The 3,672-nt window shown below is 73.5% G+C and carries 5 protein-coding genes; 1 reads left to right on the top strand and 4 read right to left on the bottom strand.

Going from position 1 to position 3,672, the window contains the following annotated elements:
- Positions 1–121 precede the first annotated feature (121 nt).
- The 4 genes from FNQ90_RS15885 to FNQ90_RS15870 all read right to left on the bottom strand — a co-directional run bounded on the left by FNQ90_RS15885 (position 122) and on the right by FNQ90_RS15870 (position 2,942).
- On the bottom strand, positions 122–547 hold the full coding sequence (locus FNQ90_RS15885; RefSeq protein ID WP_182606987.1) for a VOC family protein: 426 nt from the start codon (positions 545–547) through the stop codon (positions 122–124).
- 546 nt (positions 548–1,093) lie between these two features.
- Positions 1,094–1,945, bottom strand: coding sequence for a hypothetical protein (locus FNQ90_RS15880; RefSeq protein ID WP_182606986.1), 852 nt, complete (start codon positions 1,943–1,945; stop codon positions 1,094–1,096).
- Between the two features lie 7 nt (positions 1,946–1,952).
- The gene (locus tag FNQ90_RS15875; RefSeq protein WP_143624798.1) at positions 1,953–2,210 is read right to left on the bottom strand and encodes a DUF397 domain-containing protein; all 258 of its coding nucleotides are present in this window, start codon (positions 2,208–2,210) and stop codon (positions 1,953–1,955) included.
- Between the two features lie 195 nt (positions 2,211–2,405).
- Positions 2,406–2,942 carry an ICP22 family protein gene (locus FNQ90_RS15870; RefSeq protein ID WP_182606985.1) on the bottom strand — a complete coding sequence of 179 codons (537 nt, stop codon included), beginning with the start codon at positions 2,940–2,942 and terminating at the stop codon, positions 2,406–2,408.
- A gap of 393 nt (positions 2,943–3,335) precedes the next feature.
- Here FNQ90_RS15870 and rpsO point away from each other — a divergent pair, with 393 nt between their 5' ends.
- A complete protein-coding gene (gene rpsO / locus FNQ90_RS15865; RefSeq protein WP_143617847.1) occupies positions 3,336–3,632 on the top strand; it encodes a 30S ribosomal protein S15 in 297 nt (98 codons plus the stop codon).
- Positions 3,633–3,672: the final 40 nt, after the last annotated feature.

Raw genomic sequence — 3,672 nt, 5'->3', positions numbered from 1 at the left:
GTGACGGACGGGGGCGGACACCGGGCCGGGGCGTCCTGCCGGAGCGCGCGCCCGCCGAGTCTTCGTGAAGGGGCCCGGAGGGGCGCGGGACCCGGAGCCCGCGCCCCTGTTCGATGCCCCGCTACGGCCGGACGTACGGCCGGGTCGGGATCTCCGTGTTGTGGCCGTCCGGGTCGTCGAAGCAGGCGCCCCGACCGTCGAAGAGATGGTTGATCCGGCCGGGCTCCGTGTCGTGGGGATCGGCGTAGTGGGTCACCCCGATCTCCTCCGGACGGGCGATCATGAGATCGAACCGATCGTTGGGCACCAGGAACGCGTAGTGGTGCGACCGGATGGGCTCGTCGCGCTTCTCGTGGTGGTCGAGGGCCACTCCGTGGCCGAGGTCGACCGGGATGAAGGGTCCGAAGGGGGCGCCGACCCCCGGGCCGAGGATCGTGGCGATGAATTCGGCGGACAACCGTCGGTCCGTGGCGTGGACGACGGTGTGGTTCAACCGGACGGAGGTCGACGCTTCGGATTCGTGTCGGTGCGGTCGGTCTTCGCGCATGCGTGAATGCGTCTCCGGATTCCGGCTCCGATGGGGAACGCCGCGAGGGGCGTTGATGGGGAGGGAGGACGCGGAGAGAGGGCGGGGCTCCGGCCCGCCCCGGGTTCACGCCGGGGCCGGGTACCCCACTCGTGCGTGGCCCAAGGCCGACCCGACAGTCACGCGGATGGCCCTACCGGCTGACGGTGTGTCACGACACCCCCCCCGCGCCGGGTCGCCGACCCCGGTGGCCGTCCCGGGGCTCCCACCCGGGGACGGGGCTCGACGAAGTCCGTGTCGGGGAGCCCCCTTTCGGGCCCGTCGCGGCGGCGCGTCACCGAACCGCCCCCCACGGACACCGTCCGGACCCCGGGAGGTCCCGGCGCGCGGGGGACATCGACTCCGGGCGACGACCTCACGCCCGTTCCCGGCCCCCGTCGCCGGTGTCGCGCACGGGGCCGGGGGCGTACGGGAGGCGTCGCGCGCCGGTGATTCAGCGCCCTGTCGTAGGGGGCAGTCGGGAGCATAAGCAGAGCCGCATCGAACCGAGTCAACAAGCTCGGTCGTTTACGGCCGAGTAGTTGACATGCCTTCCAGCAGGCTGCGGAACTCCTCCGCCGACACCACGGCGGAGTCGGCCGGCAAAGGCGGGGAACCGGCCTCCCCGTGGTCCAGGAATTCGGTGTCGCCGGCCGGGCCGGAGGCCGTGTCCACCGGACGTTCCACCCGGAGCAGCAGCGGTTCACCCTCCGCCACCACGTGGTGGATCTCCAGTGGTTCGCCCTGCTCGTCCGACACGACGAACGCCCTGGTGGGCGGGGAGGCGTCCGCCCGGTCGTATCGGGGGTCGGGGGTCGCGCCGGCGGGGATCTCCCACAGCACGCGGCAGTCGCCGCCCACCTGTGAACCGATGAAGTGGTCCGCCAGCTCGGCCGGCACCGTCACCGAGTCCCCCGCCTGCCGCAACCGGGCGACGTGCAGGGAAACGGAGGTGTACATCACCCCGTCCCGGCAGAACATCTGGCCCGGCTCGGCCAGCTCCGGGGCGGTGACGGTGATGTGCACGGTCCCCTCGGCCGCCACCAGCATCTCCTGCTCGCCGCCGTCGAACCCGGCGGCGGCTCCGCGCGCCCGGAACCCGGCCGCCGCCATCGCCTCGTTGGCGGCGGACACCAGGGCGTTCGCCGGTTGCGGTGCGGAGGGCGGCTCCGGCGCGGCCACGAGCGGCCACTCCCCGGACGCCTCCTCCCCGGAGCCCGACGCCCCGTGGCCCGAACCGCCGCACGAGACGGTCAGTGCGGCGACGGCCACCAGGCCGAGGCTCCGCAGCACCCCCGGCGGACGGGGCGACGAGCCCGGCGCGCCCCCGCAGGGGCGGGCCGCGGTGAGCGGGCGGAGGATGCCTCCCACAACTCTCATGCGCTTCTCATTCGATGTCGAACTCACCGTCACGGGCACCCAGTACGAAGGCTTCCCATTCGGCCGCCGTGAACCGCAGCACCGTCTCCGGGTCGGCGGAGTTGCGCATGGCGACCGCTCCCCCCTCCAGGTAGGCGATCTCCACCCGCTCGTCCTGCGGGCCCTCCGGCGAGCCCACCCACTCCGCGCCGGAGATGTCCATCGCGTAGAGCTCGTCCTTCTCGCGCTCCTTGCGGGCCGCGATCTCGGCCTCGGTCTCCGTCATCGCCTCGTCCCCTTCTTCTCCGCTCGCGTCGGCCCGGGGCCCCACCCCGTCGCACGGTGTCGTACCACACGGTGACGTGCCCCGGTGTCCGATGATCGTCGCACTCCGTCGCCGGCAGGGTACCGGGGCGGACGGTGCCCCCACATCCCGTCGGGGGTGTCGATCACCCGTGCCCAGCAGGGCGAGCGGGACCGATCAGATGCCGCGCAGCCACCAGTCGGCGGCGAGCACGCCGACGAAACCGGTGACCAGGACGGCCATGCCCAGGCGGGTGCGTCCGCGACGGCTCATCTCGATGACGGCACCGCTCAGGACGAAGGCGGCACCGTAGAGCCCCACCGAGAGCAGGGATGAACCGTTGCCCAGGCGCACGACGAGAACGACGGCCATGGTCACCATCGCCACCGCGCCCATGGCCATGCGCACCCGACGGGCCTGGCGCGGCGTCAGCCCTCGGCGCGGGACGTCCTCCGTCGCCTCCGTGTCCGGATCCCGATCCCCGGGATCCTCCGCGACGTCGGTGCCCTCCGTGCCCTCGGGGCGCCCGGGGTTCCCCGCGGTGACCGGGCGGGCCGGGGCGTCGGCCCCCGCAGGGTTCGCCCGGGGCGTCCCGGCCCGCGGGGCCGGTGGATTCCCGGACCTCTCCGCCTCTCCGGTACTCGCCTCCTCCTTCGCGGATCCTCCCCGGGCGGCGGCATCCCCGGACGGCGCCGAATCGGCGTCGTCCGACATCCCGCCGTCGACCCCCGTTCCCAGGCGTCCCTCCGGTGTCTCCCCGACGGGTGGCGTGCCCTCTGCGGGAGGTCCGTCGGTGGCTTCCCCCGCGGTCCCCCCGGCCGTCTTCCCGACGGTCTCTCCGGTCGTCGTCACGGCAAGCAGCATAGAGGGGCGGCCCCCGACGGACACCGGCCGCGGGGAAAAGCCGTGGTGTGCCCCGCTCCGCCGCCCGGAGCGACCGCCCGGCGGGCACCACCCCACGGGGGCGACGGGAGACCGCGCGGTCGGGAGGCCTGCGGCGGACTGCTAGGCTTGGGGCGACTATTCGTGCCCGCCGAGTGGCCGTTCCCATCTCCCCCGTGACGAAGACCGGGGGGCTCGCGGGCGCATGAACCCCAAGGAGTCCACGTGTCCTCTCTCGACGCCGCCACGAAGAAGAAGATCATGGCCGAGTTCGCCACCAAGGAGGGCGACACCGGCTCCCCCGAGGTCCAGGTCGCCCTGCTCACCCGGCGGATCACCGACCTGACCGAGCACCTGAAGACCCACAAGCACGACCACCACTCGCGTCGGGGTCTGCTGCTGCTGGTCGGTCAGCGTCGCCGCCTGCTCCAGTACCTGGCCAAGAAGGACATTCAGCGCTTCCGTGTCCTGGTGGACCGCCTCGGCATCCGCCGCGGTGCCGCCGGCGCCGGCGCCAGGTGACACGTCGCGAGGGGAGCGACCGGGCACGCCCGTGCCCGGT

Source organism: Streptomyces alkaliphilus (assembly GCF_014141535.1).
Lineage (GTDB): Bacteria > Actinomycetota > Actinomycetes > Streptomycetales > Streptomycetaceae > Streptomyces > Streptomyces alkaliphilus.
Note: the sequence above shows the minus strand (reverse complement) of the source record. Positions and strands in the feature narration are given on the sequence as shown.

Coding starts and splice junctions, on each gene's coding strand:
- FNQ90_RS15870 (WP_182606985.1), bottom strand. CDS start 2,942: ATGTCGGACGACGCCGATTCGGCGCCGTCCGGGGATGCCGCCGCCCGG.
- FNQ90_RS15880 (WP_182606986.1), bottom strand. CDS start 1,945: ATGAGAGTTGTGGGAGGCATCCTCCGCCCGCTCACCGCGGCCCGCCCC.
- FNQ90_RS15885 (WP_182606987.1), bottom strand. CDS start 547: ATGCGCGAAGACCGACCGCACCGACACGAATCCGAAGCGTCGACCTCC.
- FNQ90_RS15875 (WP_143624798.1), bottom strand. CDS start 2,210: ATGACGGAGACCGAGGCCGAGATCGCGGCCCGCAAGGAGCGCGAGAAG.